Origin of the sequence: Planomonospora parontospora (genome assembly GCA_014647935.1) — a bacterium.
Classification (GTDB): Bacteria; Actinomycetota; Actinomycetes; order Streptosporangiales; family Streptosporangiaceae; genus Planomonospora; species Planomonospora parontospora.
On record BMQD01000014.1, the window covers coordinates 37,518 to 57,609 of the forward strand.

20 protein-coding genes are annotated in these 20,092 nt (G+C 72.8%); 5 read left to right on the top strand and 15 right to left on the bottom strand.

Features of this window, described 5'->3' with window-relative positions; translation table 11 throughout:
- Positions 1-103: 103 nt before the first annotated feature.
- The 5 genes from IEZ07_RS21670 to IEZ07_RS21690 all read right to left on the bottom strand — a co-directional run bounded on the left by IEZ07_RS21670 (position 104) and on the right by IEZ07_RS21690 (position 5,043).
- Positions 104-1,681, bottom strand: a complete 1,578-nt coding sequence (locus IEZ07_RS21670) for a bifunctional uroporphyrinogen-III C-methyltransferase/uroporphyrinogen-III synthase (protein WP_191896410.1) — start codon at positions 1,679-1,681, stop codon at positions 104-106.
- Positions 1,678-2,589, bottom strand: a complete 912-nt coding sequence (hemC, locus tag IEZ07_RS21675; RefSeq protein ID WP_068898169.1) for a hydroxymethylbilane synthase — start codon at positions 2,587-2,589, stop codon at positions 1,678-1,680. The genes IEZ07_RS21670 and hemC overlap by 4 nt, the downstream gene beginning before the upstream one ends.
- Positions 2,586-3,890 (bottom strand): glutamyl-tRNA reductase, encoded by a 1,305-nt coding sequence (locus IEZ07_RS21680; protein WP_191896411.1) that lies wholly within the window; start codon positions 3,888-3,890, stop codon positions 2,586-2,588. Before IEZ07_RS21680 ends, hemC begins: the two co-directional genes overlap by 4 nt.
- A 100-nt stretch (positions 3,891-3,990) precedes the next feature.
- Entirely contained in the window at positions 3,991-4,698 is a 708-nt protein-coding gene (locus IEZ07_RS21685) for a redox-sensing transcriptional repressor Rex (RefSeq protein WP_068898165.1), read from the bottom strand.
- A gap of 78 nt (positions 4,699-4,776) precedes the next feature.
- Positions 4,777-5,043, bottom strand: coding sequence for a hypothetical protein (locus tag IEZ07_RS21690; protein ID WP_191896412.1), 267 nt, complete (start codon positions 5,041-5,043; stop codon positions 4,777-4,779).
- On the opposite strand from IEZ07_RS21690, the gene IEZ07_RS21695 reads away from it, so the two are divergent.
- Positions 5,026-5,274, top strand: coding sequence for a glutaredoxin family protein (locus IEZ07_RS21695; RefSeq protein WP_191896413.1), 249 nt, complete (start codon positions 5,026-5,028; stop codon positions 5,272-5,274). The genes IEZ07_RS21690 and IEZ07_RS21695 overlap by 18 nt on opposite strands.
- Here IEZ07_RS21695 and IEZ07_RS21700 read toward each other — a convergent pair.
- Positions 5,264-6,934, bottom strand: a complete 1,671-nt coding sequence (locus IEZ07_RS21700; RefSeq protein WP_191896414.1) for a putative quinol monooxygenase — start codon at positions 6,932-6,934, stop codon at positions 5,264-5,266. The two genes, IEZ07_RS21695 and IEZ07_RS21700, sit on opposite strands and share 11 nt — an antisense overlap.
- A 254-nt stretch (positions 6,935-7,188) precedes the next feature.
- Between IEZ07_RS21700 and IEZ07_RS21705 the strand changes: the two genes are divergently transcribed.
- The 3 genes from IEZ07_RS21705 to IEZ07_RS21715 all read left to right on the top strand — a co-directional run bounded on the left by IEZ07_RS21705 (position 7,189) and on the right by IEZ07_RS21715 (position 9,531).
- Positions 7,189-7,785, top strand: a complete 597-nt coding sequence (locus IEZ07_RS21705) for a sigma-70 family RNA polymerase sigma factor (protein ID WP_229798462.1) — start codon at positions 7,189-7,191, stop codon at positions 7,783-7,785.
- A gap of 120 nt (positions 7,786-7,905) precedes the next feature.
- Entirely contained in the window at positions 7,906-8,589 is a 684-nt protein-coding gene (locus IEZ07_RS21710; RefSeq protein ID WP_191896416.1) for a DUF5667 domain-containing protein, read from the top strand.
- 75 nt (positions 8,590-8,664) lie between these two features.
- Entirely contained in the window at positions 8,665-9,531 is an 867-nt protein-coding gene (locus IEZ07_RS21715; protein ID WP_191896417.1) for an HAD family hydrolase, read from the top strand.
- Between the two features lie 115 nt (positions 9,532-9,646).
- Here IEZ07_RS21715 and IEZ07_RS21720 read toward each other — a convergent pair whose 3' ends face one another.
- The 9 genes from IEZ07_RS21720 to IEZ07_RS21760 form a co-directional block, all read right to left on the bottom strand.
- The gene (locus tag IEZ07_RS21720; protein WP_191896419.1) at positions 9,647-10,699 is read right to left on the bottom strand and encodes an alpha/beta fold hydrolase; all 1,053 of its coding nucleotides are present in this window, start codon (positions 10,697-10,699) and stop codon (positions 9,647-9,649) included.
- 160 nt (positions 10,700-10,859) lie between these two features.
- Positions 10,860-11,930: a lysophospholipid acyltransferase family protein gene (locus IEZ07_RS21725; RefSeq protein WP_239320583.1), complete on the bottom strand. Its 1,071-nt coding sequence runs from the start codon at positions 11,928-11,930 to the stop codon at positions 10,860-10,862.
- The gene (locus IEZ07_RS21730) at positions 11,927-12,952 is read right to left on the bottom strand and encodes an NAD-dependent epimerase/dehydratase family protein (protein WP_191896420.1); all 1,026 of its coding nucleotides are present in this window, start codon (positions 12,950-12,952) and stop codon (positions 11,927-11,929) included. Before IEZ07_RS21730 ends, IEZ07_RS21725 begins: the two co-directional genes overlap by 4 nt.
- Before the next feature lie 23 nt (positions 12,953-12,975).
- Positions 12,976-13,074 carry a 30S ribosomal protein bS22 gene (locus IEZ07_RS21735; RefSeq protein WP_018654693.1) on the bottom strand — a complete coding sequence of 33 codons (99 nt, stop codon included), beginning with the start codon at positions 13,072-13,074 and terminating at the stop codon, positions 12,976-12,978.
- Between the two features lie 287 nt (positions 13,075-13,361).
- Positions 13,362-13,565 (bottom strand): helix-turn-helix domain-containing protein, encoded by a 204-nt coding sequence (locus tag IEZ07_RS21740; protein WP_012887307.1) that lies wholly within the window; start codon positions 13,563-13,565, stop codon positions 13,362-13,364.
- Positions 13,566-13,888: 323 nt separating this feature from the next.
- Positions 13,889-14,701: a phosphatase gene (locus IEZ07_RS21745; RefSeq protein WP_191896421.1), complete on the bottom strand. Its 813-nt coding sequence runs from the start codon at positions 14,699-14,701 to the stop codon at positions 13,889-13,891.
- Positions 14,698-15,861: an acetoin utilization protein AcuC gene (locus IEZ07_RS21750; protein ID WP_191896422.1), complete on the bottom strand. Its 1,164-nt coding sequence runs from the start codon at positions 15,859-15,861 to the stop codon at positions 14,698-14,700. Before IEZ07_RS21750 ends, IEZ07_RS21745 begins: the two co-directional genes overlap by 4 nt.
- A 133-nt stretch (positions 15,862-15,994) precedes the next feature.
- Entirely contained in the window at positions 15,995-16,789 is a 795-nt protein-coding gene (proC, locus tag IEZ07_RS21755; RefSeq protein WP_068898144.1) for a pyrroline-5-carboxylate reductase, read from the bottom strand.
- Positions 16,790-17,037: 248 nt separating this feature from the next.
- Complete coding sequence (locus IEZ07_RS21760; protein ID WP_191896423.1) at positions 17,038-19,110, bottom strand: neutral/alkaline ceramidase; 2,073 nt, start codon at positions 19,108-19,110, stop codon at positions 17,038-17,040.
- 201 nt (positions 19,111-19,311) lie between these two features.
- Here IEZ07_RS21760 and IEZ07_RS21765 point away from each other — a divergent pair, with 201 nt between their 5' ends.
- Entirely contained in the window at positions 19,312-19,815 is a 504-nt protein-coding gene (locus IEZ07_RS21765; RefSeq protein WP_191896424.1) for a hypothetical protein, read from the top strand.
- Positions 19,816-20,092: the final 277 nt, after the last annotated feature.

Consider the following 20,092-nt stretch of genomic DNA (forward strand, 5'->3'; position numbering starts at 1 on the left):
GCCGGGACGGCGGCCGCGCCGCGGACGCCACACCTCCGGCGCCCACGGCGTTTCCTTCAGGCTACGCGGTCGGTCCGGGGCTCGCCCGGGACTCACCCGGGACTCACTTTGGACGCCGCCGGGCTCCCCGCCGGGTCTGGGAGGGCCTGCGCGGGACCTCCCCGGCCGCGAGAGCGGCCTGGCGGAGCTTCGCACCGTACTCCGCCAGCCCCGACGCCAGGGCCGAGGCCGAAGCCGTGTCGGCCATGACGTCGACCCGGAGACCGAACTCCTCCGCCGTCTTGGCGGTCTGCGGACCGATCGCGGCGATCACCGTGACGTTGTGCGGCTTGCCGGCGATGCCCACCAGGTTGCGCACCGTGCTGGAGGAGGTGAACAGCACCGCGTCGAACCCGCCGCCCTTGATGGCCTCCCGGATCGGGGCGGGCGGCGGCGCCGCCCGCACGGTCCGGTAGGCGGTGACGTCGTCGCACTCCCAGCCCAGCTCGGTCAGGCCCGCGACCAGCGTCTCGGTGGCGATGTCGGCCCGCGGCAGCAGGACCCGGTTGATCGGGTCGAGCATCGAGTCGTACGGCGGCCACTCGTCCACCAGGCCCTCCGAGGACTGCTCGCCGGTCGGCGTCAGGTCGGGCTTCACCCCGAACTCCACCAGGGCCCGCGCGGTGGCCTCGCCCACCGCGGCGACCTTCAGTCCGGCGAAGGCGCGGGCGTCCAGGCCGTACTCCTCGAATTTCTCGCGCACCGCCTTGACCGCGTTCGCGCTGGTGAACGCCACCCACTCGTAGCGTCCGGTGACCAGGCCCTTGATCGCCCGGTCCATCTGCTGCGGGGTGCGGGGCGGCTCGACGGAGATCGTGGGCACCTCCTCGGGCACCGCGCCGTAGGAGCGCAGCTGCTCGACCAGGCCGGCGGACTGCTCCTTGGTCCGGGGGACGAGCACCCGCCAGCCGAACAGCGGCTTGGTCTCGAACCACGAGAGCCGGTCGCGCATGCCGACCGCCTCGCCGACCACGATCAGCGCGGGCTCGGTCATCCCGGCGTGCTTGAGGTCCGGCCCGATCCGCCCCAGGCTGGTCACCACGGTGTACTGCTCGGTGGTGGTGCCCGCGCTGCTGATCGCGACCGGCGTCGAGTCCGGGCGGCCGGCGGCGATCAGCGCCTTGCCGATCGCCACGGCCTCGGAGATCCCGTTGTAGATCACCAGCGTGCCGGCGCCCGCCGCGTGCACGGCCCAGTCGCCGACCATGGTCGCGTCCACGACGCGGAACTCGGGCACCGACACCGCGGCGGGGATGCCCGCGTAGGCGAGCACCGCCGTCGCCGGGGGGACGCCCGGCACGATCTCGAAGTCCACCTCCGCCGCCGCGCAGGCCGCGACCTCGTCGGTGATCGAGGAGAAGAACATCGGGTCGCCCGCGCAGAGCCGGACGACGCCCCGTCCGGCCTTGGCCGCGGCGACGGCCTTGGCGGGCGCGCCCTCCTCGGCGGCGTCGACGACCTCGACGCCCTCCCGGCAGTGGCGCAGGAGCGGGCCGTACGCCTCCTGGTCGAGCACGACGGCGTCGGCCCGGGAGAGCAGGTCCGCCCCGCGCAACGTGAGCAGGCCCTCGTCGCCGGGCCCGGCGCCCACGAAGGCGACGAAACCGGCCGGGTGCTCGAAGGTGGTGCTTCCGGAGCTCACTGCTGCTGCTCCCCCATCAACGTGCCGGCCCCTTCGGCGATCATCTCGGTCGCGAGGGCGCGACCGAGATCCATGGCCGTCGAAGAGGAACCGGCGGTGGACTTGCGGACCGCGCGGCCGCCATCGATGGCGATGACGGCCGCGGTCAGGTTCAGATCCTGCCCGGTGACGACCGAATGCGCACCCACCGGAGCGGCGCACCCCGCCTCCAGGGCGTTCAGCACGGCCCGCTCGGCGGTCACGGCGGCGCGCGTGGCGGCGTCGTCGAGCACGCCCAGCAGCTCGACCAGGTCGGCCCGGTCGGCCCGGGCCTCCACGGCCAGCGCGCCCTGCCCGGGGGCGGGGAGCATCTCGTCGACCTCGAAGATCTGCGCGATCTCGGCCTCCCGGCCCAGCCTGCGGAGTCCCGCCGCGGCCAGCACGACGCCCTGCAGCTCACCGGAGGCGACCTTGCCGATCCGGGTGTCGGCGTTGCCGCGGATCGAGACGTACTCCAGGTCGGGGCGGAGCGCCCGGAGCTGGGCGATCCGGCGCGGCGAGCCGGTCCCGACCTTCGAGCCCGGCGGCAGGTCCGCCAGCTTCGCCCCGGCGACCAGCGCGTCGCGGTGGTCGTCGCGCGGCGGGATCGCGGCCAGGGCGATGCGCGGGTCGGGGGTCGTGGGCAGGTCCTTCAGCGAGTGCACCGCGAAGTCGACCTCGCCGTCGATCAGCTTGTCGCGCAGCGCGCTGACGAAGACCCCGGTCCCGCCCATCTGGGCCAGGTCGCCCTTGGTCACGTCGCCGTAGGTGGTCACGCCGACGAGCTCCACGGCGCGGCCGGTCAACTCGGTCAGCCGTGCGGCCACCAGTCCGGACTGCGTCGTCGCCATGAGGCTCCGACGCGTCCCCAGTCTCAGGGGGCCCGTCATCGGTCCACCTCCATGTCGATCGTCTCGACGCGTCTCACCGCGTCGGGCACCTTCGGGTCCAGGTTGAACAGCTCGCGCAACGCTTCCGCATAATGATCGCCCGCCGACGACGCCGCGAGCTGTTTGACACGCACGGTGGGCTCGTGGAGCAGTTTGTCGACCACGCGCCTGACCGTCTGCGCGACCTCGTCGCGGACCCGGCCCTCGATCTCCGGCACCCGGGAGGCGAGCCGCCCGAGCTCCGCCTCGACCACGTCGGCCGCCTTGCTCCGCAGCGCGACCACGGTCGGGGTCACGCGCGCGGCCCGCTCGGCGCTCAGGTAGGCCGCGACCTCCTCGGCGACGATCGCGCGCACCGCGGCGACCGTCTCGGTCCGGCCGTCGTCGTCGACGCCGGCGATCTCGCCGTTCTGCATGGACTCCAGGTCGACGAGCGTGACGCCGGGCAGCCGCCGCACGGCGGGGTCCACGTCGTGCGGGAGCGCGAGGTCCAGCAGGAACATCCGCCGGGGGGTCACCATGTCCGCGGTGACGACCACGTCGGTGGCCCCGGTGCAGGAGACGACCAGGTCGGCCGCGGCGAGCTCGGCGGCCAGGCCGCCGAACTCCGCGGCCCGGCCGCCGACCGTCTGCGCCAGCCGTACGGCGCGCTCGTGGGTCCGGTTGACCACCACGATGTCGGTGACGCCCGCCCGCTGGAGGGTCGCGGCGGACAGGGCGCTCATCGAGCCGGCGCCGACCACCAGGGCGCGCAGGCCCTGGATCGGGCCGAGCGCGCGCTCGGCGAGGCGCAGTCCCACGCCGACGAGGGACGCGCCCGCGCGGTCGATGCCCGTCTCCGCGTGCGACCGCTTGCCCACCCGCAGCGCCTGCTGGACGAGCTCGTTGAGCGTCGGGCCGAGCGTCCCCTCGTCCTGGGCGAGCCTGAGCGCCTGGCGGACCTGGCCGAGGATCTGCCCCTCGCCGACCACCATCGAGTCCAGACCCGCGGCGACCGAGAACAGGTGCTCGACGGCCCGGTCCTCGTAGTGCACGTACAGATGGGGGACGAGCTGCTCCACGGGCACGCCGGAGTGCACGGCCAGCAGCGCGGTGACCTCGCTCACCACCGCGTGGAACCGGTCCACGACGGCGTAGACCTCGACCCGGTTGCAGGTCGAGACGATCATGGCCTCCGCGACGCAGTCGCTCCGCTGGACGTCGTGGAGCAGCTTGGCCAGCGCGTCCCCCGAGACGGAGACCCGCTCCAGGAGCGCCACGGGCGCCGTCCGGTGGCTCAGGCCGACGACGAGGATGCTCATGGGCGCCTCCCCCGCGGCGACGGACGGTCCGCGTCCGCGGGCAGGCCGTACCGGCCGGTCAGGTCCCGCCCGCGGCGGCACTCTCTCGTCCTCTGTGAAGTCACAGGTCCACCGCCTCGGGCCATTCGTCGGCCATCGCGGGCCCCCCAGTCATCCGATCCATCTTGCGCTGCTCGTGGAACGCGAGGATCTGCAGTTCGATCGACAGGTCGACCTTACGGATATCGACCCCTTCAGGCACGGAAAGCACGACGGGGGCGAAGTTCAAGATGCTGGTCACCCCCGCGGCGACGACCCTGTCGGCCACCTGCTGGGCCGCCGCGGCAGGCGTCGCGAGCACCACGATCGACACTCCCCGCAGCCTTATCACGGTTTCCAGCTCGTCGATGTGCTCCACATTCAACCCCGCGATGTGGTCGCCCACCACTTCGGGGTCGGCGTCCAGGAGCGCGGCGACCCGGAATCCGCGGGAGACGAAACCCCCGTAGTTGGCGAGCGCCCGGCCGAGGTTGCCGACCCCGACGATGGCGACGGCCCAGTCCTGGGTCAGGCCCAGCTCTCGGGAGATCTGGTAGATGAGGTATTCGACGTCGTAGCCGACCCCGCGCGTGCCGTAGGAGCCCAGGTGCGACAGGTCCTTGCGGAGCTTCGCCGAGTTCACCCCGGCGGCGGCGGCCAGGTCCTCCGAGCTCACGGTCGCCAGCCCCCGCTCGGCCATGCCGTTGAGCGCCCGCAGATAGAGCGGCAGCCGGGCGACGGTCGCCTCGGGTATGCCACGCTCACGAGGTTGGGACGGACGGCGGATCACGTGCCGGAGCTCCAGGGGACAGGCGGCCGGCGCGGCCCGGACGCGACGGATGACGAGGTGAGGCCACTGTCATCCAGGTTAGTCCCTTTGTGAACCGATGCACAAAGTGAGAGCGTCCGGTGTGGCCAAGCCGACAGTGTTGATGGCGACGTTTACGGCGACGCTGACGGCGACGCTGACGGCGACGCTGACGGCGACGCTGACGGCGACGCTGACGGCGACGCTGACGGCGACGCTGACGGCGACGCTGACGGCGACGCTGACGGCGACGCTGACGGCGACGCTGCGCGTCGCGGCTCGGGGGCCGCGATCGGTTAGCGTGATCGCATGGCACCGCAGGATCACCGCATCACGCTGCTCGGCAAGCCCGGATGTCACCTGTGCGACGACGCGCGGGCCGTCATCGAGCGGGTCGCCGGGGAGCTGGGCGTTCCCTGGGAGGAGCGCGACATCACGGCCTCCGCGGAGGACCACGCGAAATACTGGGAGATGATCCCGGTCACCCTGGTCGACGGCGTCCAGCACGATTTCTGGCGCGTCGACGAGAACCGCCTGCGCGCCGCGCTCAGATCCTGAAGGCGGTCGGGAGCGGGATCACCTTCGCGGCGTTCACGTTGAGCTCGATGACGTTGGTGGCGAGCACCATGCCCTGCCGCTCGGCGACGAACCGCTCCACGTGGGGCTGGCTCTGGTGCTCCCGGTAGGCCACCTCGTCGCGGTAGAGCTCGTAGACGATGCGCTGGAGCGGGGCGGACTTCACCGAGTGGCAGGCGTAGATCAGGGTGTCGGGCTCGCTCCCGCGCACGATCTCCACGGTCTCCTCGGCCAGCCGGTCGAACGCCTCGCCGGTGCCGTCGATCAGCGTGAACACGGTGAGCAGGCCGAAGATGCTCGGTGAGACGCGGACGCGGTCGTCCGGCAGCGGGGGCGTCCCCGGAGCCGCACTCGAGCGGGCCGGGCCGGGCGGGCCGGCCGGGGCGCCGAACGCCTCCTCCGCGGACATCGGGCTGCGGGCGCCGAACGCCTCCTCCGCGGGCATCGGGCGCGAGGCCCTGTCCTGCACCCCGGGGGAGGGCGCGTGCCCGCCGAACTCGTTGAGGGGGATGCTGTACTCGCCCGTCACCGGACCGGTGGCCGGCGGCATGACGAACTGGCCGGTCCTGGGGGGCGGCTGGGTGTAGTCGTGGTCGGCCGGCGGCTGGCCTGTGAGCGGCATGCCGTACTCGCCGGCCATGAAGGTGCCGGTGGCGGGGCCGCCGAACGGATCGTCGTGGGCCTGGCCGGGCTGGCCGGGCTGACGCATCCGGGCCGCGTAGTCCACGTCCTGCTCGCCCGCGCGGTACTCCGCGACGAGGTCGCCGAGACCCGACCGGCGCGAGGGCTGACCGGACGCGGCGCCGGGAGCGGCCTCGGGAGCGGCGCCGGGCATCTGGACAGGCGCCGCGCCGGTCGGCTGCCCGGGGACCGTACGTCGGCCCGCGACCTGGACGTCCCGGGGAGGCGCGAGTCTCGGGCGCCGGTCCTCCCAGTCGTCCTCCTCGAAGTCGTCGTCGTCCTCGTCGTCGTACGGCGCGAGCGGGCGGAGCACGGCGTACCAGACGGCCGCGGCGGCCAGCAGGTGCAGCAGCACGATGAGCGTCCCCGGGGCCCCGAAGGCGCATGCCCCGACGAGGGCCAGCCCGGTGGGGGCGAGGACGCCGAGCGCGTGCATGTTGTCGGTGTCGTAGTCGTCGCCGTTGCGCCAGCGCAGGACCGCGACCACCAGACCGGCCAGCAGCACCACCGCCACGAAGGCCTGGAGGGCCATGAGCAGGTAGGAGGGCGGGGGGTTCCAGTGGGCGGCCGTGACCGGGAGGGTCTTGGCGAAGTCCTTCTCGTTCCGGACGGGGTCCACCAGCAGGATCACCAGCCCGACGGCGGTCAGCCCGGCTCCCGGCAGCCAGGAGCCGAACTTCGCGGCGGGCTTGCGGGCCAGGAGCTGGATGACGCCGACGGCCAGCCACAGCGGCGCCAGCAGCGACCCCGTCAGCTGGTAGACGCGGAACGTGAGCGCCCCGAACCCCAGGAGGTGACCTGCGGCCATCACTCCCAGTGACACGCACAGCGCCGCCGTGGCGACGCTCCAGGCGATCAGCCATCCGGCGGGCTCGGTGCGGAGCCGGTTGGCGAGGGCGCCCGTGGCGATGGCGGCGAGCAGGGCTCCGGCGAGCGCGATGACAGCGACGAGGACTTCCATGGTGTCTCCAATGCTGCCGGACATTACCCTTCGACCGGTAGCCGGGCCCGTGCCCGACTACCTGGACCGGTCCTGCGAGGAAGACCGGCCCCACACCGTATACGGCGATTACCGCCAGTCACGACGGTACGAAGTGGATTGTGGAATTTCCTGATGATTCCTAGAGTGGGCGGGCACGCCGCACCCTTCCTCCCCAGGGATACCGGATGCCAGACACGTGGTCATTAGCCGGGCCCCTCCCGACCGTCACCGGGGTGGCCCAGCCTGTCCGCAACAACGATCCCGCCGTACGCGAGGACGCCTCCGAGGAACTGAGAAGACTCGTCCTGCGCGCCAAGACAGGAGACACGGAGGCGTTCGGCACGCTCTACGACCGCTATCTTGACCTGGTCTACCGCTATATCTATCTCCGGGTCGGATCCCACCCGCTCGCCGAGGATCTCACGAGCGAGACCTTCCTCCGCGCGCTTCGCCGAATCGCCGACTTCACTTGGCAAGGACGTGACTTCGGGGCCTGGCTCGTGACCATCGCCAGAAACCTCGTCACCGATCATTTCAAGTCGGGCCGCTACCGGCTCGAGGTCACCACGGCCGACGTGTTCGAGACCCCGCTCGACGGCCCGCACATCCCGGAGAACGCCGTCGTCACCGCGATGGTCAACGACCGGGTGCTCCGCGCCGTCCGCGCGCTCCGGCCCGAGCAGCAGGAATGCGTGGTCCTGCGGTTCCTGCACGGCATGTCCCTGGCCGAGACCGCCCTGATCATGGGTAAGAAGAGCGGCGCCATCAAGGCCCTGCAGTTCCGTGCGATCCGGGCGCTCGCCCGGGCGCTCCCCGCGGACCTCGGCTGAGGACGCCCGTGACGGCGGACCCGTCGACACCCGTCCCGGGACGCCGCGTAACCCGCCCCGCCGGGCCGTCGTTAGGCAGATGAGCGATGGGTCATCTTCCGGGGGCGGCAGGGAGCGTTCATGGGTAAGTGGCTGCCCGGGATCTCACGGAGATCCCGGGCGCGCGCCCGGCACCGCGTGTCGGGGCTCGGCACCCGGATGGGGGGCGCCTCCCCCCGGCCGGAGTTCAGGGCCGAGCTCCGCGACCGGCTCGTGCACGCCTCCCCCGGCCGGGATCCCCTCCCCGAGCCGGTCCCGGTACGGCGCGCCCGGCGGGCGCCGCGCGTCCGGCTGCTCCCGCAGCTGCTGAGCGCCGCGCTGGCCGTGGGCATGGTGACCACCGGCCTGACCACCTACGGGTCGGTGCCCGGCGACACGCTCTACCCGCTCAAGCGCGCCGCCGAGAACACCCTCCTCCGACTGAGCACCGACGACGCCGAACGGGCCGACCGCGGTCTGCAGTCCGCCTCGACCCGCGCCGACGAGGTCGAGGCGCTGCTCGGCTCCGCGGCCCAGGGAGGGGAGAACCTGGTCGGGCAGACCCTCCAGGCGATGGAGGACACCACCCGCTCGGCGGTCACCTCCCTGACCCGGGTACGGCGCCGCGACGCGGAGGACGCCGAGGAGGTCACCGGCGACCTCGAACGCTTCGTCCGCAAGCAGCGCGACCAGATCGAGGGGATGCTCCCCAAGATGGACGAGGAGGACCAGCGCAGGGCTAACGGCTACCTGAACTACATCGAAGGCCTGGCACCGCCCGGGTGACCGGCGGGTGAAACGCCGCCGTCCGGCCCGGCGTAGCCGGGCCGGACCGGTGTGCTGCGGTTAAGCTGAGTTGCTATGAAGCGGCTGATACGACGGCGGAGCGCGGCGGAGACGGCCGGAGAGGTGGCGGCCGCGGCGGCCGTCGCCCTGCCGATGGCCGAGCCGGATCCGACCGCCGCCGCCTTCTTCGACGTCGACAACACCATGATGCGCGGCGCCTCGATCTACCACTTCGCCCGGGGCCTGGCCTCGCGCGGGCTGTTCACGACCAAGGACCTGGTGAGGTTCGCGCTCGGGCAGGCCGTGTTCCGCGTCCGCGGCGACGAGAACCCCGAGCACATCGCCGAGGCCCGGGAGACCGCGCTGGCCTTCGTGGCGGGCAGCAGGGTGGAGGACATCGTCCGCCTCGGCGAGGAGATCTACGACGAGGCGATGGCCGACCGCATCTGGCCCGGCACCCGCGCCCTCGCGCAGAGCCACCTGGACGCCGGCCAGCGCGTCTGGCTGGTGACCGCCACCCCGATCGAGCTCGCCCGGGTCATCGCCCAGCGCCTCGGCCTCACCGGCGCCCTCGGCACCGTCTCCGAGACCGTGGACGGCGTCTACACCGGCCGGCTGGTCGGCGACCTGCTGCACGGTCCCGCCAAGGCGGAGGCCGTGCGGGCCCTGGCCCGCCGGGAGGGCCTCGATCTGAACCGCTGTTTCGCCTACAGCGACTCGGCCAACGACCTGCCGCTGCTCTCCCTGGTCGGCAACGCCGTCGCGATCAACCCCGACGGGGAGCTCCGTGACCACGCCCGGGAGAACGAATGGGACATCAAGGACTTCCGTACCGGGCGTAGGGCCACGATGATCGGCCTGCCCATCGCCGCCGGGGCCGGTGCGGTGGCGGGCGGCGTGGCCGCCGCCATCGCCCTGCGCCGCCACTACCGCTCGTCCTGACGCCCTCCCGCGCTCGCGGAGCGTCGCGTCGGCCCAAGGCCTCAGGACGCATGTCAACCCACAGCCCCACAGGACTCGCGTCGGCCCGTGACCCCGGACCGCACCGCGCCCGGGGTCAGCCCGTACCCGCCTCGTCCCGGGCCCGGTCCGACGCGCGGCGCAGGGCCCGGTCGAACAGACCCGACAGGGCCGCGTTCACGACCTCGGGCCGCTCCAGCCCGATCATGTGGCCGGCGCCGGGGACGATCTGGAGCCGGGCCCCCGGCACGGCCTCGGCGATGCGGTGGCTGTGCACCTTCGGCGTCAGGCGGTCGCGCGCGCCGACCATGACGAGGGTCTCCACCGAGCCGAGCGGGGCCAGCGCCCCGCTCTTGTCGTGGACGAGGAAGTCGTTGAAGAAGCCGACCATGACCTCGGTCGGCGTGGTGGCGACCATCTCGGTGACGAACCGCACGTGGTCGCGGCGCGCACCGGGGCCGAACGCGACGTAGCGGGTCACCGGCAGATTGGTGCGCGTCCTGAGGGCGACGCTGCGGTCGATGAGCTCTGCGCGGGCGCGCAGGCGGTCGAACACGATCGGGGTGACGACGGGGGCGAGCCGGCCGACCGGGCCGGGCAGCCCGAACGTGCTCTCCCGCAGCCGCCCCGACGAGGTGCTGAGCAGTGCCACCCCCGCCACCCGCGAGGCGAGCAGCCCGGGGTGCCGCTCCGCGAAGGCCATGATCGTCATACCGCCCATGGAGTGCCCGACCAGCACCACCGGCAGCCCCTCGGGGACGGCCCGCTCGATCACCGCGGCCAGGTCGTCGCCGAGCCGGTCGATCGTGCAGGCGTCGGGCGCCCCGGCCGCGGAGCCGCCGTGGCCCCGCTGGTCGTAGAAGACCAGGGCGCCCCGGCCCTTGAAGGCCTCCCGCTGGAAGTGCCAGCAGTGCCGGTTCATGGTCCAGCCGTGCGCGAACACCACGGCGAACTCCGGGGACCCGGCCTCCTCGATGTCGACCGCGAGCTGGACGCCGTCGTCGACGGTGACGGTGACCGGCCGTCCGCGGTGCCCGCCGAGCGCCGCCTTGGACCGTTCCCGGCTCCGGCGCCGTCCGGCCGCGCCCAGCGCCACCCCCACGGCCAGCCCGGCGAGTGCGGCCCTCGTCGCGGTACGGCGTGCGGCCATGGCCCCTCCCAACCTCCAGGGTTCTCTGCTGAGCACACCATATCGGTCGAAAGCACCCATTGTTAGACGCCATGCCTAATAAAAATCACGGCTTGTTCCGCCCGCGGAGGCGCAGGCGGGGGCCGGACGTCCTCCCCGCCGGAGCGCGCGGCCGGACCGGTCAGAGGAAGGGGGGAAAGGCGTGGCCCCGTCGGAGGCGGAGCTCGTTCAGCTGCTGCTGGACGACCTCTCGCACCTGGTCGGTGAGGTTGAAGACCAGCATCGGGTCGTCGGCGTCGCCGGGGGCGTACTCGTCGGTCCGGATGGGCTCACCGAAGCCGATCAGCCACTTGGACGGGAGCGGGACCAGGCCCAGCGGCCCGAACCAGGGGAACAGCGGGGTGATCGGCAGGTACGGCAGGCCGAGCGCCCTGGCCAGGAAGCGCAGGTCGCCGATCTTCGGATAGATCTCCTCGGCCCCCACGATCGCGCAGGGCACGATCGGGACCCCGGCCCGGATCGCCGAGGCGACGAACCCGCCCCGGCCGAAGCGCTGGAGCCGGTAGCGCTCGGAGAACGGCTTGCCGACGCCCTTGAAGCCCTCCGGGAAGACCCCCACGAGCTCGCCCTTGCGCAGGAGCCGGTCGGCGTCCTCGCGGCAGGCCAGCGTGTGACCGGTCTTGCGGGACAGGTGCCCGAGCAGCGGGAGCCGGTAGACCAGGTCCGCACCGAGCAGGCGGATCGCCCGCCGGTCGGGATGGTCGTCGTGCAGGGCCACCTGGAGCATGAGCGCGTCGACCGGGATCGTGCCCGAGTGGTTGGCGACCACGAGCGCGCCCGAGTCGCCGGGAACGTTCTCGGCGCCGACCGTCTCGACGCGGAACCAGTGGCGGTAGAGCGGGCGGATCAGCTCCAGCAGCACCTTGTCGGTCAGCTCGGCGTCGAAGCCGAACTCGTCGACCTCGTACTGCCCGGTGAGGCGGCGCCGCAGGAACGCCAGCAGCTCGGCCAGGCGCCGGTCCCCGTCGTCCCCGCCGTCGCCCCACAGGCCGCGGTCGTCACCGGAGGCGTACGGCCCGCCGCCGGGATCCCGCCGCGGCCCGTGATCGGAGCGGTCCCGAGGCGGCTCGCGATCGGGTTGATCCCGAGGCGGCTCGTGGTCGGAGCGGGAGCGGCCCCGGGAGATGGGGATGACCTGCGCCTCGTGCGGCTCGCCGTGCGGTCCGCCGGTCCTGCCCGCCGTCTCGCTCATCTCGTCACCATACGGGAGAGCACGTCCATGGCGGCGGCGGGGAGCCCGCCGCCCGGGCGCCGGGTGCGCAGGAAGTCCTCGAAGGCGGCGCCGGTGGAGAACTTGGGCCGCCACCCGAGCGTCGCGGCCAGCCTCGCACCGTCCACCGCGCGGCCGTGGCACATGAGCCGGAGCTGTTCGGGGGAGAAGTTCACCAGCCCCGCGCTCCTGGCGAGATCGCCGAGCAGACCGAAGGCCGGGGGCGGGACCGGCACCGAGAGCAGCCCGGCCCGCCGCAGGCACTGCGACAGGAGCAGCACCCCGTCTCCGGCGGCGTTGAACGTGCCGGGGTGGTCCTCCGTCGCCATCCGGCGCAGCACCTCGACCGCGTCGTCCTCGTGGACGAACTGCAGCCGCGGGTCGAAGCCCAGCACGGTCGGCAGCACCGGCTGGGAGAAGTAGCGGGTCAGCGGCGAGTCGACGCCCGGACCCATGAAGTTGGCGAACCTGAGCATCGACACGGTCACGTCCCGGCGCCGCCTGGCGAAGCCGCGGACGTATCCCTCGACCTCGACGGCGTCCTTGGCGTACCCGTGGACGGGCGGCTCGGCCGGCTCGGCGTCCTCGGTGAAGACGGCCGGGTCGCGGGGCGACGAGCCGTACACGGCCGTGGTCGAGCGCACGACGACGCGACGGACCGTCGCGGACCGCTGACAGGCACCGAGCAGTTGCATGGTGCCGATGACGTTGTGCTCCTTCATGAGCGCACGGCCGCCGCTCCTCGGGGGAGAGCTCACCAGGCCCACGTGGACGACGGTGTCGATGTCGGCGGCCGCGATCACCTGGGCGATGTCGGGGCTGCGCAGATCGACGCGGACGAACTCCGTCCGGCCGAGAGGTACGCCGCCATCACGTGAGAGCGAGGGCGGCGGCACCGTGTCTACTCCGATGACCCGGTGGATGTCCGGGTCAGCCGCGAGAACGCTCGCCACTCGGGCGCCGATGTGGCGCGAGACCCCGGTGACAAGCACGGTGTGGGTCATCGACGCCTCGCAGGTCCGCGTTGCTACTTCTTGTTACGCCGCTGGATACGGGTCTTCTTGAGAAGCTTGCGGTGCTTCTTCTTCGCCATGCGCTTACGACGCTTCTTGATGACAGAGCCCACGGGACCCCCAGGTAGCTGGTAGCCGAATTGCAAACCGGCGTGCGGGCGCACACCGGGTCAACAGACTACCGGCGATCGGCGGTGGATCGCCCGCAGGCCCGGGGTCCCGGGCGCGGGAACCCGCGGCGCGGCCCCCGCACCACCGTGTCACGGCCGTCGCCCCGGGGTCGCGGGACCGGGGATCCCGGCCCAGGCCGGCCTTCCGGACCGCGCCCGGGACACACCCGGGGAGGCGCGGGCCCGCCCCTCCACCGGGCTCACCCGGGGGGCACGGGCCCACGGTCGCTTCAACCGGCCTCGATGTACGCGTCCCGGAGATAGTCGTGCACCGCCTGCTCCGGCACTCTGAAGGACCGGCCGACCCGGATGGCCGGCAGCTCACCCGAGTGCACGAGCCGGTACACCGTCATCTTGGACACCCTCATGACCGTGGCCACCTCGGCCACCGTCAGGAACTTCACCTCGCTGAGAGGTCTTTCGCCTGCACCCATCGGACGCCTCTTCCGCACGTGTTTCCGGGTTATCCCCACTGGTGCCATCGCTCACGCACGTCTACTGCCGTCAGCGTAAGTCGGGACTCCGAACACGCAAACCCCCTATTTTCCCAACGTTCGCAGTCCCACGTCAGCGGAATGGAGAAACTCGCTGGCCAGCAGCCGGACCCTGCCCTCAGACCCGATCTTGGAACGGGCCAGCCGTCTCTCATAAGAGTCGCCCACCATCGTCGAAAAGTTGGCAAAGGATCGGCGAGCCCCATGGAATGCAGGCGCGAAAAGCCGGTATAAGGACGGCCGGATCCGGCGCCACGCCCGTCTCAGAGGGCGCTCGTGACCCTCGCGACCAGATGCGCGGTCAGCGGAGCGTAGTGCCTCGGCAGCACGTTGTCATCGAGCGGCACGGTGACCGCGATCTTGCCCTCCGCCTCGCCGACGAAGAGCGCCGGGTCGTTGCTGTCGGCGAATCCCACCGTCGGGATCCCCGCCTCCCCTGCCGCTCCGGCCCACCCGTGGTCGGCGATCACCAGGTCGGGGAGCTCCTGCCCCATCTCCGCGATCATCGCCTCCATCGGCGCCGGATCGTGGGTGTGCACGAAGGCCCCCCTGTCGTCCAGCATGGCGACGTCGTCGAGATAGCGGATCTTGCGCCTGCGCCCGAAGCGGGGGCCGGTGTAGGACCAGTCCTCGGCAGGGCTCAGCAGCGTCGCCCCGCACCCCCGCGCCAGCCTGGCCAGCGCCAGGTGGACGGTGAGCAGACCGGTGGGGTGGCCGGTGGCAACCAGGATCCGCGCCCCGGCGTTCCGGAGCACCCCCGCGATCACGTCGCCCATCGCCTCGACGGCGTCGATCGTGCGGTCCGGGTCGATGGTGTCCCGGCCCTCCCGGTGGGCCGGATCGGCCACGACCCCGGCCGACTTGGCCATCAGGTCCAGGACGTCCCGGTACGACCAGCCCTCGCCCAGGGTGAGCCCGAACATGTGGTGCGGGTCCCGGTTGGCCAGCGACCGGTAGTGGTCGAGGTTGTTCTCCCGGCTGGTCGCCACGTCGCCGGCGATCCGGGTGCGGACGAGGTGCTCGCGGAGGTCGTCCCGCGATCCGGGGCTCGGGGTCGGTTCGGAGTGCAGGGTCACGGGATCGGGTCCAGTCCGTGGAAGGGGAACACGGCGTTCCTGGTCGCCAGGATCGCCCGGTCGACCGGGTCTGCCGGGTCATAACCGGCGGACAGGTCGGTGAATTCCGGTTTCCTGCCGTCGGTCATGGACAGCGGCGGCGTCTCGCCGGTCCGCTCCCGCACCAGTTGCCGCCAGCCCTGGGGGGTGGCGGTGGCCGGGTCGAGCGGGTGGCCGGACACCTCGGCCAGCAGGTGGGTCCACGCCCGGGGCACCACCTGGACCAGTTCGTACCCGCCGCCGCCGGTCACGATCCACCGGCCGCCCGCGGTCTCGTGGGCCAGCTCGTGCAGCGCCGCGTAGGCGGTCCGCTGGCCGTCCAGGCTGAGCATCAGATGGGCCAGCGGGTCCAGCGCGTGGCTGTCGCAGCCGTGCTGGGTGACCAGGACCTCCGGGGCGAACTCCCGCAGCAGCGGCGGGACCACCGCGTGGAAGGCACGCAGCCAGCCGCCGTCGCCGCAGCCGGCCGGCAGCGCCACGTTGACCGCGGTGCCCTCCGCCCCGGTCTCGTGCGGGAAGCCCGTGCCCGGGAAGAGGGTCCGGGGGCTCTCGTGCAGGCTGACGGTGAGCACCCTGGGGTCGTCGTGGAACATCGCCTGGACGCCGTCCCCGTGGTGCACGTCCACGTCCACGTAGGCGACCCTGGAGGCGCCCTGGGACAGCAGCCAGCCGATGGCCACCGCCGGGTCGTTGTAGACGCAGAAGCCGCTCGCCGTGCCCGGCATCGCGTGGTGCAGCCCGCCCGCGACGTTCGCCGCGTGCTCGGCCTCCCCCGTCCACACCGCGCGGGTCGCGGCCAGCGTGGCCCCGGCGATGAGCGCGGAGGCCTCGTGCACCCCGGCGAAGGCGGGGTTGTCCTCGGTGCCCAGCCCGGCGGCGCGGTCGGGCCGCCCGGTCGCCGAGACCCGCCGGACCGCCTCGATGTAGTCGCGCCGGTGGACCAGGGCCAGCTCGTCGTCGGTGGCGGGCGCGCAGCCGGCCAGCTCGACCGCGTCGAGCACGCCCAGCTCCCGGGCCAGCGCCATGGTCAGCTCGACCCGGACGGGCGCGAGCGGGTGCCCGGGACCGAAGTCGTAGGCGGTGAGCGCGTCCTCCCAGACGACCCGCACGGACCGGCTCACTGCGCCTCCCTATCCGCCGCGCCGCCAGGAACCGCGGCCCGTCCGTCGACGGCCTCCCGCGCCCCGGCGCGGTTCGATCTCTTCTCCGGCCGACGTTACCGCACGGGCGCGGACGGCCGCCGGGCCCGGCCGGTCAGCCGGCGGCGAGCTCGCGGCCCCGGTCCCGGGCCGCCTCGATGGCGGCCAGGAAGGCGGCCCGGACGCTGTGGCGCTCCAGCTCGGCGATGGCCGCGATGGTGGTCCCGCCCGGGGAGGTGACGGCCTCGCGCAGGATGACGGGGTGCTCGCCCGAGTCGCGGAGCATGATCGCGGCGCCGACGATCGACTGGGTGACCATGTCGAGCGCGGCGGCCCGGGGCATGCCGAGCAGGATGCCCGCGTCGACCATGGCCTCGACCAGGTAGAAGAAGTAGGCGGGACCGCTGCCGGAGAGCGCGGTCGCGGCGTCCTGCTGGGACTCGGGGATGCGCAGCACCTTGCCGACCGGCCGCAGCAGGTCCTCGGCCCTCCTGAGGTGCTCCTCGGTGGCGTGGGCGCCTCCCGAGATCACGCTCATCGCCTCGTCCACCAGAACCGGCGTGTTGGACATCACCCGGACCACCGGGACCTCCCCGCCGAGCCGGGTCTCCACGAACGCGGTCGTGATGCCCGCCGCCGCCGAGATCACCAGGCGGTCGGCGGGGACGCAGGGCGCGATCTCCGCCAGCAGCGTCCCCATGTCCTGCGGCTTGACCGCCAGGATGAGGGTGTCGGCGTGCTTGGCGGCCTCGGGGTTGGACAGCACCCGCACGCCGTACCGCTCCCGGAGCGCCTCGGCCCGCTCGGCGCGCCGGGCGGTCGCGATCACGTCGCCCGGCTTGAACCCCGCCCGGAGCAGCCCGGACAGCAGCGCCTCGCCCATCTTGCCGGTCCCGAGAATCGCGATCATGCCAGCGCACCTTGCCTAGGGGGTCAGGGACGACCAGCTTACGAGGTGCGGCCCGGCCGGAGTGCGGCGAGCCCGGCCCGAACGCACCCCGCCGGACCCCCGCCCGGGGCGGCGGAGGTACGGGGAACGCGGCCCGCAACCGCCCCTGCCGGGTCCCCGGCCCGGAGGAGGCGCCCCCTGCCGGGTCCCCGCCCGGTGCGGTCGGCGGGGACGCGGAGGGAGGCCGGTACGGGGCGCGGGGGCCTCGGTCAGGACACCGTGAACGCCCGGGAGACGCCGGTGAACGGCGTGACCCTGCCGAGCAGGTTCCGCCGGTCCCCGAAGTGCACGATGCGGTAGGCGCCGGGCGGGGTGTCCGCGGCGACGTCCCAGGTGACGGTGGCCTTGGACGTGCCGGTGACGGCGTTGAGGCGGGTCCAGCGGAACTTCGTGTGCCAGTCGCCGTCGTCCAGATGGCGCCGCCACGTCCCGTCCACCAGGCGCTGCACCTCCAGGTAGGTCCCGTTGCGGTGCAGGTCGTTCTTCGGGTGCCCGGTGACGAACTCGGCCGTCACGGTCTCCCCGCGCCGGTGGGCGGCGGCGGGCTCGGTGAGCACCTGCCCGAACGAGGTGGACGGCGGCGCGCTGTCGAGGACCACGCCCGTCTGGAGGGTGAACTGCGCACCGGACAGGTCGGGCGGAGCCGTGCCCGGGTCGACCGGGGCCCCGTCCCGCAGCGCGGCGGCGAGCCGGGCGAACTCCTGCTGGTAGGCGGGCAGGGTGTGCGGGCCGTACAGCGTCGAACCGCCCTCGTACTGCTGCAGCGCGTACTCCTCCGGCGTGGTCACGTACTGGCTGTAGGCGTTGGCGTAGCCCTGCAGCAGCACGTTCTCCGGCGGCACGCCCAGCTCCGCCGCGACCGACCGCCGGATCCGCAGACCGGAGACGATCGTGTACTCGGCGGGGCCCGCCACCAGGTACAGCTGCCCGATCCTGAGGATCTGCAGCGGCAGGACGTTCGGCGTCGCCCGCACCGGCTCGGTGATCAGGCCGGTCGGCACCAGGTTCGCCTTGGGCGCCTGGCAGGCCAGCAGCGAGGCCGGTGGAGGGACGTCGAACGAGGCGAGGATCCGGCCGATGGGGCCGGTCATGCCCTCCCGGAAGCCCGGGATCGCCGGGCCGTCCTCGGTGCTGCCCGCGAGCGTGGACGCGCCGACCATGGCGGTGCAGGTGCGGCCGGGCCTGCCGTCCGGGGTGTACCTCCCGTCGACGGCGACGTTCTCCATGTCGACGAAGCGCATCCGGGAGTCGACCCCGCCGGTGACCGGGGTCGTCGCGCTGTCGTAGATCTGCCGGGCCTTCGCGAACTGGCGCTCGCCGATGATCCGGGTGTTGGCGAACTCGTCCTCGGTCGGCCCCGATCCGGGCCTCAGGTTCAGGTTGGGCGACATGTCGCCGGCGTTGGTGTTGGGGAACGCCGCGACGAAGCCCGGCCCCGGGTCCAGGTAGCGCACCCCGGCGTGGTCGTGCTCCCAGCGGTAGGCCGCGTACCCCTTGTTGTCCGGGCTGACCAGGGTGTTGGCGTTGGTCAGGGAGGTGTTGTGGGTGGCGAACCAGCTGATCGCGCCGACGTCGGCGCCTCCCTGCCGGAAGCGCAGGACGGTCATCGCCGGGTCGATGCCGCCGGGGAAGGCCGCCCTGTCCTGCGCGGGGTTGCGGTCGAAGGCGGCGCGGGACCGGTTCACACTGGCGTCGGTGAGCTCTCCCCTGCCCAGGGTGACGGTGCCCGGCCGCAGGTCGTCGTGCGCCTCCGCGACCGACTCGACGATGCCGTCCACGATCGCCCCGTAGGTGCCCTTCTGGAAGCCCAGGCTCGCCAGGTTGTACGCCAGGTGGTGGGAGAAGCCACCCGGCCCGGCGTGCGTGTGCGTCGCCGACAGCAGCACGTTCTGCTCGGTGTACAGCGTGCCGTACCGCTGCTTCAGCCTGGCGATCACCTGCTGCCGGACCGCCTCGAAGATCATGGCGAGGTCGGCGTTGACGTACGCGACCCGCCTGCCGGTGGCCCGGTCGACGACGACGAACGCGCGTGAGCGCTGGCGCTGGTGCAGTCCCGAGGCCTTCTGCTCGAAGCTGGAGTAGCCCATCATGCCGACCTCGGCGATCTCCCCGGTGACGTCGGAGATGCCCCGGCCGACCAGGTAGCCGGGCGGCTCGGCGGCCGCGGCGGTCCCCGCCGGACCGGTGCCCGCCGCGGCGGGCGGGGCCGGCGGGACCGCGACGCCGAGCGCCGCGGTCAGCAGCAGGGTCAGTGTTCGGGTTCTCGGACGTGCGAGCCGCATGCGTTTTCTCCCGGGGGGGCGGGCCGGTCCGCGGGGACCGGTGGGGGTGGGCCGGAACCGTCGTGCGGTGGAGCGGTCGCCGGCGAACCGGTACCGCTCCGAGAGAACATGAGTTCTGTTCATGTTGATTCGGGCGCAGAAGGCTGTCAAGGGTTCGGCAAGGGTGCTGAACCGCCCGCCCCGCCGGGCCGTCATAGGGGCATGCGTAGGATCGCGATCCCGCTCGCGGCGGGAACCCTGCTTCTGTCCATGGGGTGCGGCGCCGAGACGGTGACCGGCTCCCCGGCCCCCTCCGCGGCGACCGCCTTCTCACCCGGAGGCTCCGCGGCGACCGGCACCGCCCCCTCCCAGCCGGTGGCGGGCACCGTCGCCCCCAAGGTCGAGCCCACCCACGGCCCCAGGCCGGTCAAGCCGACGGGCGACGCCGACGACCCCCGCCGGGTCCCCTGGCTGAAGGCCCGGCCGTACAAGAACGGCCGGACGCTGCGAGTCGTCTGGTGGTCCGGGGTGGAGCCCTGCAACGTGCTCGACCGGGTGACCGTGAAGGAGACCTCCAAGCGGGTGACCGTCACCCTGTGGGAGGGCCCGAGCAGCAAGGCGCAGAACGTCGCCTGCATCGAGATCGCCATCCAGAAGTCGACCACGGTCAAGCTCAGGAAGCCCTTGGGCAAGCGCAAGGTCGTCGACGGCGCCCGCATCCGCTGAAACGTCCCGGCCCGGGAGGGTCCGCACCGCCTCCGGCCGCGTCTCCCCCGAGCGTCCGGGAGGTCCCGCGCCTCCCTCCTCCCGCCCTCCCGCGCGGGCCGTACGGCGGACCTCGGGAACGCCGACCCGCCGCCACCCGTCGAAAGGAGAGGAATCACCCGGTTTTTCCCGGGTAACCAGGAATGCCATCACGCTCTTGTAGGTTGAGCCGCATAGACTCAAGTCGTTTGACAAACGCGGTGCGTTGCCCGACTATGAGTCAGACCGACTCAACTTT

Bases quoted from the DNA above. Each gene is read 5' to 3' on its own strand.
- IEZ07_RS21695 (WP_191896413.1), top strand. From the start codon at position 5,026: ATGGCACCGCAGGATCACCGCATCACGCTGCTCGGCAAGCCCGGATGT.
- IEZ07_RS21680 (WP_191896411.1), bottom strand. From the start codon at position 3,890: ATGAGCATCCTCGTCGTCGGCCTGAGCCACCGGACGGCGCCCGTGGCG.
- IEZ07_RS21740 (WP_012887307.1), bottom strand. From the start codon at position 13,565: ATGGGTGCAGGCGAAAGACCTCTCAGCGAGGTGAAGTTCCTGACGGTG.
- IEZ07_RS21725 (WP_239320583.1), bottom strand. From the start codon at position 11,930: ATGAGCGAGACGGCGGGCAGGACCGGCGGACCGCACGGCGAGCCGCAC.
- IEZ07_RS21710 (WP_191896416.1), top strand. From the start codon at position 7,906: ATGGGTAAGTGGCTGCCCGGGATCTCACGGAGATCCCGGGCGCGCGCC.
- IEZ07_RS21765 (WP_191896424.1), top strand. From the start codon at position 19,312: ATGCGTAGGATCGCGATCCCGCTCGCGGCGGGAACCCTGCTTCTGTCC.
- IEZ07_RS21730 (WP_191896420.1), bottom strand. From the start codon at position 12,952: ATGACCCACACCGTGCTTGTCACCGGGGTCTCGCGCCACATCGGCGCC.
- IEZ07_RS21715 (WP_191896417.1), top strand. From the start codon at position 8,665: ATGAAGCGGCTGATACGACGGCGGAGCGCGGCGGAGACGGCCGGAGAG.
- IEZ07_RS21720 (WP_191896419.1), bottom strand. From the start codon at position 10,699: ATGGCCGCACGCCGTACCGCGACGAGGGCCGCACTCGCCGGGCTGGCC.
- IEZ07_RS21760 (WP_191896423.1), bottom strand. From the start codon at position 19,110: ATGCGGCTCGCACGTCCGAGAACCCGAACACTGACCCTGCTGCTGACC.
- hemC (WP_068898169.1), bottom strand. From the start codon at position 2,589: ATGACGGGCCCCCTGAGACTGGGGACGCGTCGGAGCCTCATGGCGACG.
- IEZ07_RS21700 (WP_191896414.1), bottom strand. From the start codon at position 6,934: ATGGAAGTCCTCGTCGCTGTCATCGCGCTCGCCGGAGCCCTGCTCGCC.
- proC (WP_068898144.1), bottom strand. From the start codon at position 16,789: ATGATCGCGATTCTCGGGACCGGCAAGATGGGCGAGGCGCTGCTGTCC.